The 16,783-nt window shown below is 48.8% G+C and carries 17 protein-coding genes; 10 read left to right on the forward strand and 7 right to left on the reverse strand.

What is annotated here, in order from left to right:
* The first annotated feature begins 81 nt into the window (after positions 1 to 81).
* Positions 82 to 861 carry a CDP-diacylglycerol--serine O-phosphatidyltransferase gene (gene pssA, locus HMPREF2871_RS01030; protein ID WP_004520826.1) on the forward strand — a complete coding sequence of 260 codons (780 nt, stop codon included), beginning with the start codon at positions 82 to 84 and terminating at the stop codon, positions 859 to 861.
* A gap of 1 nt (position 862) precedes the next feature.
* Positions 863 to 1,672 carry a sulfite exporter TauE/SafE family protein gene (locus tag HMPREF2871_RS01035; protein WP_004520827.1) on the forward strand — a complete coding sequence of 270 codons (810 nt, stop codon included), beginning with the start codon at positions 863 to 865 and terminating at the stop codon, positions 1,670 to 1,672.
* A gap of 86 nt (positions 1,673 to 1,758) precedes the next feature.
* Here HMPREF2871_RS01035 and HMPREF2871_RS01040 read toward each other — a convergent pair whose 3' ends face one another.
* The 6 genes from HMPREF2871_RS01040 to HMPREF2871_RS01065 all read right to left on the reverse strand — a co-directional run bounded on the left by HMPREF2871_RS01040 (position 1,759) and on the right by HMPREF2871_RS01065 (position 7,108).
* On the reverse strand, positions 1,759 to 2,439 hold the full coding sequence (locus tag HMPREF2871_RS01040) for a sulfite exporter TauE/SafE family protein (RefSeq protein ID WP_003680951.1): 681 nt from the start codon (positions 2,437 to 2,439) through the stop codon (positions 1,759 to 1,761).
* A 110-nt stretch (positions 2,440 to 2,549) separates the two neighbouring features.
* Positions 2,550 to 3,590, reverse strand: a complete 1,041-nt coding sequence (locus HMPREF2871_RS01045) for an ABC transporter permease (protein WP_004520828.1) — start codon at positions 3,588 to 3,590, stop codon at positions 2,550 to 2,552.
* A gap of 36 nt (positions 3,591 to 3,626) precedes the next feature.
* Positions 3,627 to 4,682: an ABC transporter permease subunit gene (locus HMPREF2871_RS01050; RefSeq protein ID WP_039862485.1), complete on the reverse strand. Its 1,056-nt coding sequence runs from the start codon at positions 4,680 to 4,682 to the stop codon at positions 3,627 to 3,629.
* Positions 4,683 to 4,779: 97 nt separating this feature from the next.
* Positions 4,780 to 5,709, reverse strand: a complete 930-nt coding sequence (locus HMPREF2871_RS01055) for a CobW family GTP-binding protein (protein WP_003682934.1) — start codon at positions 5,707 to 5,709, stop codon at positions 4,780 to 4,782.
* Positions 5,697 to 6,170: a Fur family transcriptional regulator gene (locus HMPREF2871_RS01060; RefSeq protein ID WP_004520830.1), complete on the reverse strand. Its 474-nt coding sequence runs from the start codon at positions 6,168 to 6,170 to the stop codon at positions 5,697 to 5,699. Before HMPREF2871_RS01060 ends, HMPREF2871_RS01055 begins: the two co-directional genes overlap by 13 nt.
* 113 nt (positions 6,171 to 6,283) lie before the next feature.
* The gene (locus HMPREF2871_RS01065; protein WP_049335582.1) at positions 6,284 to 7,108 is read right to left on the reverse strand and encodes an SDR family oxidoreductase; all 825 of its coding nucleotides are present in this window, start codon (positions 7,106 to 7,108) and stop codon (positions 6,284 to 6,286) included.
* Positions 7,109 to 7,240: 132 nt separating this feature from the next.
* Here HMPREF2871_RS01065 and HMPREF2871_RS01070 point away from each other — a divergent pair, with 132 nt between their 5' ends.
* A complete protein-coding gene (locus HMPREF2871_RS01070; protein WP_004520832.1) occupies positions 7,241 to 7,702 on the forward strand; it encodes a c-type cytochrome in 462 nt (153 codons plus the stop codon).
* Between the two features lie 385 nt (positions 7,703 to 8,087).
* On the forward strand, positions 8,088 to 10,850 hold the full coding sequence (locus HMPREF2871_RS01075) for a TonB-dependent receptor domain-containing protein (RefSeq protein ID WP_004520833.1): 2,763 nt from the start codon (positions 8,088 to 8,090) through the stop codon (positions 10,848 to 10,850).
* A gap of 152 nt (positions 10,851 to 11,002) precedes the next feature.
* Here HMPREF2871_RS01075 and HMPREF2871_RS01080 read toward each other — a convergent pair whose 3' ends face one another.
* A complete protein-coding gene (locus HMPREF2871_RS01080) occupies positions 11,003 to 12,199 on the reverse strand; it encodes an acetate kinase (protein WP_049344146.1) in 1,197 nt (398 codons plus the stop codon).
* Positions 12,200 to 12,434: 235 nt separating this feature from the next.
* Between HMPREF2871_RS01080 and HMPREF2871_RS01085 the strand changes: the two genes are divergently transcribed.
* The 6 genes from HMPREF2871_RS01085 (at position 12,435) to HMPREF2871_RS01110 (ending at position 16,698) form a co-directional block, all read left to right on the forward strand.
* Positions 12,435 to 12,740 (forward strand): HLGFF motif protein, encoded by a 306-nt coding sequence (locus tag HMPREF2871_RS01085; RefSeq protein WP_049344144.1) that lies wholly within the window; start codon positions 12,435 to 12,437, stop codon positions 12,738 to 12,740.
* Complete coding sequence (gene ccoS, locus HMPREF2871_RS01090) at positions 12,740 to 12,928, forward strand: cbb3-type cytochrome oxidase assembly protein CcoS (RefSeq protein ID WP_003681462.1); 189 nt, start codon at positions 12,740 to 12,742, stop codon at positions 12,926 to 12,928. The genes HMPREF2871_RS01085 and ccoS overlap by 1 nt, the downstream gene beginning before the upstream one ends.
* Positions 12,925 to 14,241 (forward strand): MFS transporter, encoded by a 1,317-nt coding sequence (locus HMPREF2871_RS01095; protein ID WP_049333237.1) that lies wholly within the window; start codon positions 12,925 to 12,927, stop codon positions 14,239 to 14,241. The genes ccoS and HMPREF2871_RS01095 overlap by 4 nt, the downstream gene beginning before the upstream one ends.
* 322 nt (positions 14,242 to 14,563) lie before the next feature.
* Complete coding sequence (locus HMPREF2871_RS01100; protein ID WP_049344142.1) at positions 14,564 to 15,544, forward strand: DNA polymerase III subunit delta'; 981 nt, start codon at positions 14,564 to 14,566, stop codon at positions 15,542 to 15,544.
* Positions 15,545 to 15,554: 10 nt separating this feature from the next.
* Complete coding sequence (locus HMPREF2871_RS01105) at positions 15,555 to 15,908, forward strand: PilZ domain-containing protein (protein WP_003682949.1); 354 nt, start codon at positions 15,555 to 15,557, stop codon at positions 15,906 to 15,908.
* 4 nt (positions 15,909 to 15,912) lie between these two features.
* Positions 15,913 to 16,698: a TatD family hydrolase gene (locus HMPREF2871_RS01110; protein ID WP_049344139.1), complete on the forward strand. Its 786-nt coding sequence runs from the start codon at positions 15,913 to 15,915 to the stop codon at positions 16,696 to 16,698.
* The last annotated feature ends 85 nt before the right edge of the window (positions 16,699 to 16,783 follow it).

Below are 16,783 nucleotides of genomic sequence, written 5' to 3' on the forward strand. Positions count from 1 at the left end.
CTATGTCTGCCTTTTAAAAATCCTTAACCTGCCAATGCGGTATAATGCCTCATCTGCACCCGCAGCATATACGGAAACATTATGGACAACTCACAAAATACAGAAAATCCGATTCCACCACGCAATTCCATCCGCAAAAACAGCATTTACCTGCTGCCCAATTCCTTTACCATCGCCGCACTGTTTTGCGCCTTCTTCGCCATTACACAGTCCATGCACGGACGTTATGAAACGGCGGCGATTGCAGTTTTCCTTTCCATGCTGCTCGACGGCATGGACGGACGCGTTGCACGTTTGACCAACAGCCAGAGCGCATTCGGTGAACAGCTCGACAGCCTCGCCGATATGGTCAGTTTCGGCGTCGCGCCTGCCCTGATTGCCTACAAATGGCAACTTTGGCAGTTTGGCAAAATCGGCTATTCCGTCGCCTTTATCTACTGCGCCTGCGCCGCTCTGCGTTTGGCACTGTTCAACACGCTTATCGGCAAAGTCGACAAACGCTGGTTTATCGGCGTTCCAAGCCCGACCGCCGCTGCGTTGATTGTCGGCCTGATTTGGGTCAACCACAGCATCGAACGCTTCCCCGGCGTGCATTGGTGGGCATTGGGCATTACCCTGTTTGCCGGCATTTCCATGATTGTGCAGATTCCGTTTTGGAGCTTCAAAGAAATCAACATCCGCCGCCAAGTACCGTTTATGGGCATGGTGTTGGCCGTGTTGGTATTGCTGCTCATCAACTGGGAGCCTTCTCTCGTCCTCTTCCTATTTTTCCTCGGTTACAGCCTGTCCGGTTATGTGATGGCAGTCATCCGTTGGTTTAAAAAACGCCATAAAGCACACAAACACGACAAGGCCGTCTGAAATGTGGTCTTGGGACATCATCCTTGCCCTGCTCGCCGTCGGCAGCGCAGCGGGCTTTATTGCCGGACTATTCGGCGTAGGCGGTGGCACGTTGATTGTTCCCGTTGTCTTATGGGCGTTGCAGCTGCAAGGCATAGGCAGCCACCCCTATGCCCAGCATCTTGCCATCGGCACTTCCTTTGCCGTCATGGTGTTTACTACCTTCTCCAGTATGTACGCCCAACATAAAAAGCACGCCATTGATTGGGCGACCGTCCGCCGAATGACGCCGGGCATGATACTTGGCGTACTCCTCGGCGCGGTAACGGCAAAATATATGCCGACGCTGGCTTTGCAAGTTTTCTTTATTGCATTTCTTGCCTTTATCGCAGTCAAAACCCTACGCGATTCCAAACCCAAACCTTCACGCACCCTGCCTGCCCTCCACGGCCTGACAGCCGTGGGTACGCTTTTTGGGGCGGCTTCAAGTTGGGTCGGTATCGGCGGCGGTTCGCTATCCGTTCCATTTCTACTATATTGCAACTTTCCGGCACACCGCGCCATCGGCACATCTTCAGGTCTGGCATGGCCGATTGCGATTGCCGGCACCATCGGCTATTTTGCCAACGGTTTACATGTTGCCCACCTGCCTGAAGGCGCGGCAGGCTTTATCTATCTTCCGGCTGTAGCCATATTGAGCGTTGCCACCATCCTCTTCGCTCCACTCGGCGTAAAAACGGCGCACAAGCTGCCCGCCCGAAAACTCAAAATCGCCTTCGGCATCATGTTGCTGCTGATTGCCGCCAAGATGGCTTGGAATTTGATACATTAAATCTTTCTTGTGAAAAAGGCCGTCTGAAATTCTTTCAGACGGCCTTTTTAATTGCAAAACAACAAACTAAATAAAACCTTTTTACCTTACCCGATTTGCCCCATCGCAAATACAGCCAAGCGCCATATCGCCCATCCTGCCACCAACAATCCGGCGCACAAACGAACCATGCGTTTTTGCAGAAAGGTTTTCAACTGCGCTGCAAATATGCCCATCGCGAGCAGGTTCGGCAAGGTCCCCAATGCAAACGCCAGCATATACAGCCCGCCGTGCAAGGCATTGCCGCTGCCCAAAGCATACAAAGACGCGCTGTACACCAAACCGCAAGGCAGCCAGCCCCAAAGCACGCCGACGCCGAAACAGGCAGGCACTGATTTAATCGGCAGCAATTTGTTCAGCAAAGGATTCAGGCGTTTCCATATCGGTTTACCGATGCCTTCGATTTTGGTTGCGGCAGTCGAAATACCGGCAAGATACAGACCGAGCAAAAGCAGCAAAACATTGGCGGCAATATACAAACCGTTTTGAACCGCGCGCGTATCGTCCAAGGAAATGCCGACCTGCCCGACCAAGCCGACCAGAAGGCCGATGACGACATAGCTGCTGATGCGCCCCAAGTTCAACAATACAATCAGCCCGATTCGGTTTAAATGTGGCGGCAGCTGCAAAGCGAATGCGCTGCTCAATCCACCGCACATGCCGACGCAATGCGTTCCACCAAAAAAGCCGAGCAAAAAAAGAGTAAGAAATGTGATTTCTTGATTCATGATTTTTAATGATTCAAACGAATGGATGAGGCCGTCTGAAACTTTTCAGACGGCCTTGAGAATGAAGGACAGGCTTTTCCGCCCACCCTCTTCACGTTTTAGAAAAGCAATTAACTGCGTGCGCGTACATCAAATGCCTGACGCAAACCTTCGCCGATCATAACCAGCAAAAGCAGCATTACCGTCAGCGTAGCAACGGCAGACAGGCCAATCCACCACGCGTCCAAGTTGTCTTTACCTTGCGCCAGCAACTCGCCCAAACTTGCCTGTGAGGCAGGTACGCCCAAGCCCAAGAAGTCCAAACTGGTCAGGGCAAGTACGGCACCGGAAATACGGAAAGGCAGGAAGGCCAATACCGGCGTCAAGCTGTTGGGCAGGATATGGCGCCACATGATTTCACGGTTGCCTACGCCCATCGCGCGCGCTGCTAAAACGTAATCGGTCTGACGGTTTTTCAAAAACTCGGCGCGGACATAGTCGGACAAGCCCATCCAGCCGAAAAGCGACAGCAACACCAACAAAATCAACAGTCCCGGATTAAAGAACGAAGACAGGATAATCAAGAGGTACAACTCCGGCATACCGCCCCAAACCTCGATAAAACGCTGCATCAGAAGGTCGGTTTTACCGCCAAAATAACCCTGTACCGCGCCTGCAACCACGCCAATCACGGTAGTCACCACAGTCAACACCAAGGCAAACAACAGCGAATCGCGGAAACCGTAAACCAAGCGTGCCAACAGGTCGCGGCCGCGGTCATCCGTTCCCAAGATATGCCGTTCGGACGGTTTGGCCGGATCGGGTGCCGTATCAAAATCGTTTAAGGTATCGGCATCGTAAGGATTGGGCAGGTAAAGGGCAAAATTGCCGTCTGAAGTGATGTTGTGACGGATAAGCGGATCCAAATAATCCGCCGGCGTATCGAAATCGCCGCCAAATGTGGTTTCGTTGTATTCGTTTACCAAGGGGAAGAAATACTCGCCCTGATAGCGTATCCACAAAGGTTTATCGTTGCTCCACAAAGGAGCAAGCAAAGTGACGACAAACAAAACGGCCAAAATCCGCAAAGCCAACCAACCGCGCTTATGCTGCTTAAAGGCTTGCCAAGTAGGGTTTGAAGTAGATTTTTTCTTTTTCATGGTTCGAAACATTCTTTAATAATGGATTGAAGATATTTTCAGACGGCCTTATTTCTGTCCGCCAAAGTGAATACGCGGATCGACCCATGAATAAGAAATATCCGACACCAGTTTAGCCAACAACCCCATCAGCGTGAATACATACAGCGTACCCATTACGACAGGATAATCACGTTTCATCACTGCCTCGTAAGACAGCAAACCCAAACCATCCAGCGAGAACAGCGTTTCAATCAACAGGCTTCCGGTAAAGAATGCGCCGATAAATGCAGCCGGGAAACCGGTAATCAGAGGAATCATGGCGTTGCGGAAAATATGCTTCCACAAAATCTGTTTCTCAGGCAAGCCCTTGGCTCGCGCGGTATAAACATATTGACGGCGGATTTCTTCAAGGAACACGTTTTTCGTCAATACGGTCATCACCGCCAAGTTGCCTGCCACCGAAGCGGTAATCGGCAAGGCCATATGCCATAAATAATCTTTGACTTTACCTGCCCAAGAGAGCGTATCAAAATCATCACCAACCAAGCCACCCTGCGGGAACCAGGCAAAAAAGCTGCCGCCGCCAAATAACACCAGCAACACCAAGCCCAAGACAAACGGCGGTACGGTATAGCCGACCAAAATGATCATCCCCGTAATCGTATCGAATCGGCTGCCATCCCTGACCGCCTTGGCAATACCCAACGGAATACATATCAAATAAGTCAGGAAGAACGTCCACAAACCCAAACTCATCGATACCGGCATTTTCTCTTTTACCAACTCAAATACGGTTTGGTGGTGGAAAAAGCTCTCGCCCAAATCGAAACGGGCAAATTTCCATACCATATCCACAAAACGCGTCACAGGTGGCTTGTCGAAACCGTACAAAGCATTCAGCGCGGCCAAATCTTCCGCACTGATGCGGTTGCCGTTTTTGGCCAAAGTTCCAGGCATACTGTGTCCCGCCGTCTCGCCGCCAACCGCGCCCTGCGTCAGCTGCTGAACCATCTGCTCCACCGGACCGCCGGGAACAAACTGAATCACAGCGAAGGTAATCGCCAAAATCCCCAACAACGTGGGAATCAAAAGGAGCAAACGATGAAAGATATAACGCCACATGGTTAAGTGTTCCTCTATTTTTTGATTTGAAGGCCGTCTGAAACCGCTGACTTCAGACGGCATATAGTAACGGATTAATAAGCGTTTGGCCGATGATTTACTTCTCCAACGCCTCCTGCAATTTCTTCTCAATCAAATCCGCGTCAAACGATTTGGCAATCAGCTCAAAGCGGGAATCACGGCGCCATGAAACTTGGTTTGCGCCCCATTGACCGTCCACCCAGTTCAGCCATACCCATGTACCGAGCACTTGGAACACGCCTTTGGCACGCACGAGACCGTCTGTAAATTTAGGCAGGTCGTTGAAGAAATCAGTCAGTTTTTCGCCATCGAAATCACGTCCGGCAGGGAAAGTAAAGCCTTGCGACTGGAAGCCCATGGTGTTGTCCGGCAGGGCTTTGAGGCGGTAGCGCGATTTTTCGACAACGGGAATATCAAGCCATTGGATGTCAAGTTGCGCATTTTGTACTTCAACCACTTTGGCTTTAGGCGGGAACAGCTTGGCCGCTTTATCATGAAATTCGGCCAGTTGCTCCGGCGTACACAAGTCGGTTTTGCTGGCGACCAATACGTCGCAAATGCCGATTTGGTCTTTATACAAGGCTTGTTGCGCGTAATCGGGATTAATGAATTGGCGCGGATCGACAACAGTAAAGACGGCGCCGATTTCTAGCATACTGTCGAGCGGTTTGGCTTTCAATTCGTCGATAACGCTGGCAGCGTGTGCCAAACCGCTGGCTTCAATCATCAAGCGGTCAGGTTGGGCATCGCGCAGCATTTTTTGTACGGTCGTACCCATTTGCGCGCCGGCAGTACAGCACAAACAGCCGCCGGCGATTTCTGCCACGGGAATGCCGTTGTCGCTCAAGACGGCGCCGTCAATGCCGATTTCGCCAAATTCGTTGACAATGATGACCCATTTTTCATTCGGGTCTTTTTGTGCCATCAGACTTTTAAGGGCGGTGGTTTTGCCTGTTCCGAGGAAGCCTGAAATCAGGTGGACTTTAGTCTTTTTTACTTCTGACATTTTTTACAAATTCCTGTTAAAACAACATGTTCTTCTTTTAATGAGAAACCAGTTTCCGCCACGCCTGCACGCAATGCCGCCCATTCTTGGCTCAAGGTCTGCTCATCTGCCGTACCGCATTCGGTACAAACCAAAATAAACGCGCTGTGGTGCGCTTCGGCTTCTTCGTGGTCATGGCAATGGTCATTGCACTCGTGCTGCGCGTGGCTGCACAGAATATAGCCGTTGACCGCCGCCACTTTGTGCAAAACGCCCTGCTCCGCCCAAAAATCAAGGGCGCGGTAGGCCGTCGGCGGCGCAACCACGCCCTCGCTTTGCTGCTGCATCTGCGACAGAACGTTGTAGGCTTTAATCACGCCGCTTTGTTTCAAAACAATATCAAGCACTTGCTCGCGCAAAGCGGTTACCTGCACACCATCGCGCTGCGCTTGTTCTAAGATTTTTTGTTTGATTACGTTCATAACTGAAACAGCCTTTCAGACGGCCTTGTTAATAAAAAATTACATTATAACGTGTTTGTTCAATTTCAGATAACAAAGAGGCCGTCTGAAACGTTCAGACGGCCTGATGCCGATTACTTAAACCAAGATTTAATTTTTCCAAACAAAGACATACTTTGTTTTTCAAACGTTTCTTCCTTCACCGGAGCAGGCTCATCGCGGTAAACTTTCATGCCTGCAAAGGTCTGGGCAACCGGCATGATTTCGATGGAATTGACGTTCATCCGCGCCGGACGCTGATAGAGCCATAAAGCGGTATCAGCAATATCTTGCGGCTGGATAAACTCGACATTCTCATAAACCTCGGCCGCACGCTGATCGTCGCCTTTGAAACGGACATTGGAAAACTCGGTATCGCCGCACAAACCCGGTTCGATATTGGTAATGCGGATATTTTTATCTGCCAATTCGGCGCGCAGATTCATACTGAATTGGCGCACAAAAGCCTTAGTTGCACCATAGACATTACTGCCGGAATAAGCATAACTGCCGGCAATCGAACCTAAATTGATGATGTAGCCCTGTTTGCGCGCTACCATTTGCGGCAAAATCTGGCGGGTTAGAAAAATCAGGCCGATGATATTGGTTTGAATCATGGTTTCCCAATCGCCAAAATCGGCTTTATCAGCGGAATCCAGACCTAAAGCCAAACCGGCGTTGTTGATCAGGCAATCGATTTCAGCTAAATGCTCAGGCAGGCTGTTTAAAGCGTTTTGAATTGACTCCGTACGAGAAACATCCATTTCCAAAGGGTAAAACTGCTCGCCCAATTCCTCTGCCAACTGCTGCAATTTGTCTTCGCGCCGTGCCGCGCCAATGACATGATAGCCTGCCGCAACAAAAGTACGGCACATTGCCGCGCCGAATCCTGCCGATGCCCCGGTAATCAAAATTGCCATATCGTTTCCTTTCTGTACTCGTTTCAGACTTGGGTTTAAGGTATGATAACGCCTTATCAGACGGCCTGAGAGTTTGGCCGGCTGATTTTAAATTTAACGATAATCATATCATTACAATAGGACACACTCCATATGAAAACCCGTTTTCTCCCTGTTGCTTTGGCAGCAGTGGCGCTTACCCTTTCCGCCTGCGGCGGCAGCAGCGCGCCTTCCCAGCCTAAAGGCCCTATTTCCGAAGACCGTACGGCCGCGTTCAAATCCATGATGCCTGAGTTTACCCGCATGGGCAAAATGGTCAAAGACGAAGAGCCTTACGACGTAGAAAAATTCAAACAAGCCGCCGCAACCTTCGCCGAAAACAGCAAAAAACCGTTCACCCTGTTTGAATCCGACCCTCAAGGCAACGGCCGCGCCCTGCCTGCCATCTGGACAGACACGGCAACCTTCAAAGCCGAAGAAGAAAAATTTGCCGCTGCAGTTGAGAAACTCAACGCCGCCGCACAAACCGGCAAATTGGAAGAAATCAAAGCCGCTTACGGCGAAACCGGTGCAACCTGCAAATCCTGCCACGACACATTCCGCGGTCCGGAATAAGGCTTAAAACAATAAAGGCCGTCTGAAATATCATTTTCAGACGGCCTTTTCTTCAACTGACTTCAAATCTTTCTATATTAACTTTATATTTTGCATTTCATGTTTTTTACCGGTTTCATTTGAAACTAACGGCCCAGTTCACATATCGCAATCAAATTTTCTTCTTCCGGCTGTTTAAATTCAATTAAATCTCCCTTCTTCTCAACCAATCAAATTCAAATTCAGACCTGCTTTATCTTTTCAGCCAGATTAATCATATGCGCTTGGATTATCTCCTGAAACAAGAATCTGCTTTATTTTTTAATAAATAAAAACCATTATCTAAATATTTGTAAAGTTTAATAATATGTTATAAAGTATCTACTTCGTTTCTGAGGTAACTATCATGAATCCGAATTTCAAATTAAATCTACTAACATTATCTTTACTGGCTATAACCAGTATCGCACACGCAGAAGACGAGGTTTCAACTCAAGAGCTTGATGAAATTCAAGTCAAAGGTAAACACATTGCCAAAGAGAAAAAAGTTTTTACCGAAGGCCAAGCCAAAAGTTCGCGTGAACGCGTTTATCAATCCAGCGAAAACATCGATACCATCGTGCGGAGCATGCCCGGCGTTTTCACCCAACAAGACAAAGGATCAGGCGTATTGGCGGTCAATATCCGTGGCGATAGCGGTTTGGGACGTGTCAATACGATGGTTGACGGCGTAACCCAAACCTTCTATTCCACTTCTGCCGATGCCGGACGCAGCGGCAGCTCCTCACAATTCGGTACGGCACTGGATCCCAATTTTATTGCCGGCGTGGATGTAACCAAAGGCAGTTTCTCGGGTGCCAACGGCATCAATACCTTATCCGGTACAGCCAATTTCCGTACTTTACGGGTAGACGATGTAGTACACGGAAACAATACCTTCGGCCTCTTGACCAAAGGATTGACCGGCACAAACAGCACCAAAAGCAACTTTATGGCAACCGGAGCGGTACAAAAATGGTTTGACAGCGGAGCGCGCCTTGGTGCGTTATATGGTTACAGCCACCGTAATGTCGAGCAAAACTATAAAGTAGGCGGTGGCGGTCAGCGTATCGGCAATTTTGGCGAGGAATATCTGGATCGTAAAAAACAAGAATATTTTGAGAGCAATTTATTGAAATTCGACCACGAACAAAATCTCTGGGTCCGTGACTTTTCCAAGCGCAATGCGGTCGGTAAAAGCTATTGGGACTACCCTTTCTCCAAAAAATATAACGATCCTGAGGTTTTGCAAAGAGATTATGTCGATGACTTGGAAAGAAGCTGGAAAGAGAATTTGGCACCGCAATGGGATCTGACCCCAATCGATCCTACCAGCCTGCAACAACGCTCAAACAGCCATTTGGTCAAAGTGGAATACGAAAACGACAACAACAAGCTGGACCTTCAGCTTCGTACCATGAACAACCGTATCGGCAGCCGCAAAGTAGAAAACCGCAACTACCAAGCCAATTACAACTTAAACATTGGCGATTATGTCGATTTAAACGTGTTGGCCGCCCATAATTTGGGAAAACAAAAATATCCGAAAAACTCACGTTTTTCAGGATGGGGGCTGCTTGATTATTTGGAAACCAAAAACACAGCCAATCTTTTGGATATCAACAACAGCTTTTCTTTCAAACTTCCCCAAAAAACAGATTTAAAAGCTACCGTCGGTTTCAATTTCTTTAAAAACCAATACAGTAAAAACCGCTTTCCGGAAGAGCTGAGCCTGTTTTACGACGGCCCGGATCAAGATGCCGGCCTGTACAGCTTTTTAGGCCGTTTCAAAGGAGACAAAGGAATATTTCCTCAAAAATCAACCATATTGCAACCTTCAGGCCAGCAAAAATTCAATACGTTCTATTTTGATACTTCCTTGAAAAAAGGCATTTATCAATTGAATTACAGCGCCAATATGGTCAACTACCGCTACAAGGGCGAATATACCGACTACTTCAATACCCAAGAAGACTTTAAAAAAGCATTTGGAGAAGATTCTGAAATTTATAAACAGCATTGCACGCCAAGCTGCGACCTTTACGAACCGGTTTATACCAAATCCGGTAAAAAGCATGCGGTAAACCATTCGGTGGCATTAAACATCAATGTCAACGACTACTTTATGCCGTTTATCAGCTATTCGCGTACGCATAGAATGCCGAATATTCAAGAAATGTATTTTTCACAAATCGGCGACTCAGGCGTCAATACCGCCCTCAAGCCGGAACAGGCCAATACTTACCAAATAGGCTTCAATACCTTCAAAAAAGGGATTTTCAAGCCGGACGATGTATTGGGTTTCAAACTGGTCGCCTATCGCAGCAGGATAAACAACTATATCCACAATGTTTATGGCAAATGGTGGGATTTGGATAAAGCACCCAGCTGGGTAACCAGTACCGGCCTGCAATACTCTATCCAGCATCGAAACTACGCCAAACCTGTCCATAAAAATGGTTTGGAAGTGGAAATGAACTATGATTTCGGCCGCTTTTTTACAACCCTGTCTTACGCATATCAAAAAACCAACCAGCCGACCAATTATAGCGATGCCAGCGAATCGCCCCGCAACTCTTCTAAAGAAGACCAAATCAAACAAGGCTACGGCTTAAGCAAAATTTCCCGCTTACCCCGAGATTACGGTCGGTTTGAATTAGGGTCCCGATGGTTGGGCAATAAATTGACTATCGGCGGCATTATGCGCTATTACGGCAAAAGTACACGGGCGACGACTGAGGAGGAATTTGTTGACGGGACAACCGGTGCCAATACCTACTCTTCACACCAAATGGGCAGAAGGGTGATCAAAAAAACAGAAAGCATCAACAGACAGCCGCTGATTTTTGATTTCTATGCCAATTATGAACCGAAGAAAAACCTTATCCTTCGTTTCGACATTCAAAATGCGTTCAATAAGCGCTATATCGATCCTCTGGATTCCGCAAACGATGCCGCAACCCAGCGCTATTTCAGCGTATTTGAAAGAAAAGGTGGTTTAGATGATGAGGAAGTCGAATGCGATGCCAACGGTTTATGCAATGGCAAATATGGCGGCACGACACGCTCCGTCTTGAATAACTATGCGCGCGGCAGGACTTTGCTGTTTACCATCAGTTATAAGTTCTAAACCTATCCATCAGCATTCTTCATATTGCACTGATTAAAAAGCCGGTAAACGCAATGTTTTCCGGCTTTTTTCGATATATCCTCAAAATTTTCTTCATCTATACACAACAAAAAAACCTGCCCTTGCGGGCAGGTTTTCAATAATGACGGAGATTACAGGCCGCTCAGACGGGCAGTATCGTGTGCAATCATCAATTCTTCGTTGGTAGGAATCACAACGGCAACAGCTTTGCTGTCGGCAGTGGTAATCACACCAGCATTACCGAAACGGGCTTTTAGGTTGGCTTCTTGGTCGATGTACAGACCGAGGAAGCCCAAGTAGCCCAATACGCGTTCGCGGATGATGTCGGAGTTTTCACCGATACCGCCGGTGAAGACCAATGCGTCCAAACCGCCTGCCGCGACTGTCATGCTGCCGATGTATTTAGCCAAGCGGTAGATGAACATTTCCAAAGCCAGTTTGGCGCCTGGATGACCTTTTGCAGCTTCTTCTTCGATGGTACGGCAGTCATTGGACAAACCTGAAATACCGAGCAGACCTGATTTTTTGTTCAGCATGTCGGTGATTTGGGCGATGGTCATGTTGGCATTTTCAGCCAAGAAGCTGAAAACTGAAGGGTCGATATCGCCGCTGCGGGTACCCATGACCAAACCTTCTAGCGGAGTCAGACCCATGCTGGTATCGCGTGATTCGCCGTTGGCGACGGCGGTAATAGATGCGCCGTTACCCAAGTGGGCAATCACCATGCGCAGGTCTTTTTTGTCTTTACCGAGGAAACGGGCGGTTTCATCAGAAACGTAGCGGTAGCTGGTACCGTGCGCGCCGTAGCGACGCAAGCCGTATTTTTCATACAATTCATGTGGAACAGCGTAGGTGTAGGCATGTTCCGGCATGGTTTGGTGGAAGGCGGTGTCGAATACGACAACGTTAGGCAAACCTTTGAAAATGCTTTGTGCGGCACGCAGACCCAAAAGGTGGGCCGGGTTGTGCAGGGGAGCGAGCGGGATACATTTTTCGATGCCAGCGATAACTTCGTCGTCAACGAGGATGGATTCGCTGTACAGTTCGCCGCCGCTGACGACGCGGTGACCGATGGCGCCGATGCGGCTGTCGAGGCCGTGGGCTTTGAGTTCTTCCATCAGGGCTTCAACTGCGCCGGTGTGGTCGGGCTTGGCAGACAGGTCAACTTTGTGTTTTTCACCGTTGAATTTAAAGGTAATGTAGGCATCAGGCAGATTGAGCTTTTCTGCCAGGCAGCTCAGCAATACTTCGCCGCTGTCGTTATCCAATACGGCACCTTTGAGGGAAGAGCTACCGCAGTTCAAAACCAAGATTAATTTTTGTGACATTTTTATGCTCCTTGAGGTTTCAGACGGCATTTTTGTCGGGACCTTACTGCGGCTCCGGCTATGTTGCACCCCTTGTGGGACGTAGTGGGTAGCGGTCTGAACAGATTAACAAAGTAAACGTCGTATTCTAACAAAAAATGTAATCGGCTGCTTGACTTAATATTTGATGTAAAATGGACGGAATTTTATTTTAGGCCGTCTGAAAAAATGACGACGGTTTTGAAAATTTACCGATATGCATTATTTCAGTATCCACACTCAAGACGGCGAACACGCCGGATTTTTCATTATGCTGGCAGACGATGAATCGCAAAATCCGCCGCAAAGCGGACGCTTTGTAATCAAGCTGCAAAGTGAAGACGCAGCCGAAGCGGCGGTATTGTCGCCTTTTGAGCAAACCGATATCCCGCAATACTGGCGCGTGGTTAAAGACCGTATCGAACTGTTTTTTGACGATAAAAATATCGGTTCGTTGCGCAACGAATACCTGACCATTAGCGGTAAAACCTTTATCCTGACCGATTTGACCGGAGCGATGTAATGGAAAGTATGTTTATCCTTGTCCCCATCAGCATTATTTTGGCCTTCATCATCGGCTGGTTTTTCTGGTGGTCGGGTAAAAACGGACAGTTTGACGACCTTGAAGGACCTGCGCACCGCATTTTGATGGATGACGACTCCACTGAAAAACTGATCGAAAAAGACGAAGACAAAGAATCCAAACAATGAGCCTTAAAAAAGACAATCTGAATTTCCACACGACCCGCCGTTTTGCGCCGCTCTTTGGGACGCAGTTTTTGGGCGCGTTGAACGATAATATGTTCAAAACCGCATTATTCGTGATGATCAGTTTTTACGGTTTGGGTAAAAACGACTTTCTGCCGCCCAGCCAAATGCTGAATTTGGGCGCAATGCTGTTTATTCTGCCCTACTTCCTGTTTTCCGCGCTGTCAGGACAGCTGAGCAACAAATTCGATAAAGCCGTTTTAGCGCGCTGGATCAAGCTGTTGGAAATCATCATCATGGCAGTGGCGGCGTATGGCTTCTACATCCAATCCGCGCCTTTGCTTTTAATCTGCCTGTTTTGCATGGGCACGCAATCGACCTTGTTCGGCCCTCTGAAATATGCCATTTTGCCCGATTACCTCAACGACAAAGAGCTGATTATGGGCAACAGCCTGATTGAATCGGGTACGTTTATCGCCATTTTGCTCGGCCAAATTTTGGGCACCGCAGTCGCAGGCGTTCCTCCGTATATTGTTGGCGGTTTGGTGTTATTGGTCGCTATCGGCGGCACGATGACCAGCCTGTTTATGCCGTCTGTACCCGCTAAAATGCCGGGCACAAAAATCGAATGGAATATCATCAAAGGCACGAATTCGCTGATTCGTGAAGCGGCGGCCAATCGTCCCGTATTCACGTCCATCATCGGTATTTCATGGTTTTGGTTTGTCGGCTCGGTTTATACCACCCAACTGCCGACGTTCACGCAAATCCATTTGGGCGGCAACGATAATGTGTTCAACCTGATGTTGGCGCTGTTCTCCATCGGCATCGCTATCGGCTCGGTGTTATGCGCCAAACTCAGCCACGAACGCCTGATTTTGGGCTTGGTTACCATCGGCACTCTGGGGCTGACGGTCTGTGGATTATTGCTGGTGTGGCTGACCCAAGGCCAACGCTTTACCGAATTAAACGGCATTATTTGGTTTTTATCGCATGCTAAAGCGTATCCGATTATGCTCGTGATGTCAGCCATCGGCTTTTTCGGCGGCTTCTTCTCCGTACCGCTCTACACTTGGCTGCAAACTGCCAGCAGCGAAACCTTCCGCGCCCACGCTGTTGCTGCCAACAACATCATCAACGGCGTGTTTATGGTGTCGGCTGCCATTTTGAGCGCGGTTTTGCTGATGTTGTTCGACAGTATTACGCTGCTATATTTGATTGTTGCCGTGGGTAATCTTCCGTTGATTGTTTTCCTCATCAAACGGGAACCGAAATTTATCGGGGATTTGACCGCTTTGTTGAAAATCAGCAAATAAGGCCGTCTGAAATGTCTCCCCACCATGCACATTTTCACTGTTCAATCGCGTGGACAGTTTGTGCATAAATCAGATTACTGTCTGATTTAACATTAAAAAACACATCTGCCTAAATTTTAAGCACAACTTTACCGCCAAACAAAATGCACATTTTCCCTAAATAAGCATGTGCAAAGGCTGTGAATAAGTAAACTTAACAATTGATATTTCAAAGCAAAAATATATTTGATTAATTTTTAGGCAGTTTATTAAAGGCCGTCTGAAACCTTTTTCAGACGGCCTGAGAGTATAATAACTACCTACCTAATAGTTCCCAAACGATATGATTTATCCATGGCATGAAACCCAATGGCAACAGCTCGCCGCCCATTGGCAAAACCGACCTAACGCTTGGCTGTTTACCGGCAAAGAAAATACCGGCAAAACCGAGTTTGCCCGCTTTGTCGCGCAGGCATTGCTGTGCGAATCGCCCAAGTCCGGCCATGAACCCTGCGGCGAGTGCGCTTCGTGCCATTTGTTCAGCCAAAACACGCATCCCGACTTTTACGAACTCACGCCGGAAATGCCCGAAGGCGAGGCAACGGGACGCAAACTCCTGCAAATCAAAATCGATGCCGTACGCGATATTGTGGAAAACATTTACCTGACCGCTGTCCGCGGCGGCCTGCGCGTGGTATTGGTACACCCGGCCGAAAGCATGAACACACAAGCGGCAAACGGTTTGTTGAAAGCTTTGGAAGAGCCGCCGCAACATGTCGTTTTCCTGCTTGTTACCCACGCGCGCGACAAACTCCTGCCCACCATCAAAAGCCGTTGCCGCCAGATGGTGCTGCCCTCGCCTACCCATGAGCAGGCTGCGGCATACCTGCGCCAACAGGGCGTGGAAAATGCCGAAGCCTTGTTGGCATTCCACAGCGGCGCGCCTTTATTCACACCGACTCCCGAATTGGACGCATTGCGCGAAGAGTTGCTGACGCTGCTGGCCGCCCCGCGCCTGTTGGCCATACTCGACTACGCCGCCGCGTTCGACAAACAAAAACAACCGCTGGCCGTTTTCATCGACTGGATGCAAAAGTGGCTGATGGATGTCGGCTTGGCACAACAAAACATGGCGCCGCTTTATTATCCGCACCATGCCCAAGCCCTGCTTCAGACAGCCTCTAAAACCGATTCACGCAAGCTGTTTGCCCTATTGGGCCGTCTGAACGCGCTCAACCCTTACGGATACCATACCTTGAGTGTTAAAATGCAGCTTGAGTATCTGCTTATCGAATATTTAGATTTTTGGCAAAACAAACCCTAACAGGTAACCAATGATGAATAAAAAAGACATTCCGGCGAAGATGTTGGCTTTGCAACTCAAAGACCCCAATCTGTTGTACAACTGCTATATGCCGTTTTTAGAACACGGCGGTCTGTTCGTACCGACCGATGACGTATTCTCACTAGGCGAAGACATCCTCTTGGCCGTAGAAATCGCCGACTACCCCAAACGCTTCCTGCCAACCAAAGTCGTTTGGATCAATCCGGCACGCACTTCGGCCCACCGCCCCAAAGGCGTAGGCCTTGCATTCTCCGAACACGAAAGCTGCCTGCAGGCAAAAAACCTGATCGAAGCCGAGCTTGGCCCGCGCCTGCGCAGCGACCGCACTACTTTTACCCTGTAATACCATGTATTTAATCGATTCACATTGCCATCTCAACTTTGACGGCTTAAAAGACCGCCTGCCCGAAGTCTTTGCCAATATGGAAGCGCAAAGCGTCAAACAGGCGCTTGCCATCAGCGTCAGCAAACAAAGTTTTGTCGAAGTCTTCGACATTGCTCAGGCAAACGACCACATCTACTGCACTATCGGAATACATCCCGACAGCCAAGAAGCAGAAGAATTTACCATTGCCGAAATGGTAGAGGCGGCCAAACATCCCAAAATCGTCGGTATCGGCGAAACCGGTTTGGACTATTACTGGTGCAAAGGCGATTTGTCATGGCAGCATCAACGCTTTGCCGACCATATCCAAGCCGCCAACGAAAGCGGCCTACCCGTTATCGTCCACACGCGCGATGCGGCCGAAGACACATTGCGGATTTTGAAAGAGTGCCACACCAACTCCGGCGTGATTCACTGCTTCTCTGAAGACGTCGCCTTTGCCAAAGCCGCTTTGGATTTAGGGTTATACATCTCCTTCTCCGGCATTGTAACGTTTAAAAACGCGCCGCTGATTCAGGAAGCCGCCAAATACGTCCCAGCCGATAGAATCTTGGTAGAAACCGATGCGCCCTTCCTCGCGCCGGTTCCCAAACGCGGCAAACAAAACGAGCCTTCCTACGTCCGCTATACAGCCGAGTTCTTAGCCAATCTGCGCGGCGAGAGCTTGGAAACATTAGCACAAAACACCAGCGACAATTTCTATCGCCTGTTTAAGAAAGTACCCGATGGCCGTCTGAACAACGACTAGTTCTAAGGCTTCTACCACTAGTTCTGCCTCAAACGCAGCGGCAAACTCAAAATGGCTCAAGACAGAAACGACAACAAAATCGGCT

The sequence above is a fragment of the Neisseria sp. HMSC067G12 genome, assembly GCF_001812725.1.
Classification (GTDB): Bacteria; Pseudomonadota; Gammaproteobacteria; order Burkholderiales; family Neisseriaceae; genus Neisseria; species Neisseria perflava.